This window comes from Streptococcus parasanguinis, assembly GCF_001074805.1.
Lineage (GTDB): Bacteria > Bacillota > Bacilli > Lactobacillales > Streptococcaceae > Streptococcus > Streptococcus parasanguinis_A.
In genome coordinates, this window is the sequence record NZ_JUPI01000027.1 from 1 (window position 1) to 314 (window position 314).

The window sequence follows — 314 nt, forward strand, 5'->3', positions numbered from 1 at the left end:
TGGATTCGAACCAACGCATGAGGGAGTCAAAGTCCCTTGCCTTACCGCTTGGCTATACCCCAATAATAATATTAATAAATAGGCGAGTGATGGGGATCGAACCCACGCATGCCAGAGCCACAATCTGGTGTGTTAACCACTTCACCACACCCGCCATAAGTATTAACACGGGCAGTAGGAATTGAACCCACACTGAAGGTTTTGGAGACCTTAGTTCTACCTTTAAACTATGCCCGTAAAGGATGGAAGGGGAGGGATTCGAACCCCCGAACCCGAAGGAGCGGATTTACAGTCCGCCGCGTTTAGCCTCTTCG

The 314-nt window shown here is 49.7% G+C and carries 2 tRNA genes; both read right to left on the bottom strand.

The window, feature by feature from the left end:
• Nucleotides 1–81: 81 nt before the first annotated feature.
• Nucleotides 82–154 (bottom strand) — tRNA-His (locus ADI76_RS02065).
• Between the two features lie 12 nt (nucleotides 155–166).
• Nucleotides 167–237 (bottom strand) — tRNA-Trp (locus ADI76_RS02070).
• Nucleotides 238–314 lie beyond the last annotated feature (77 nt).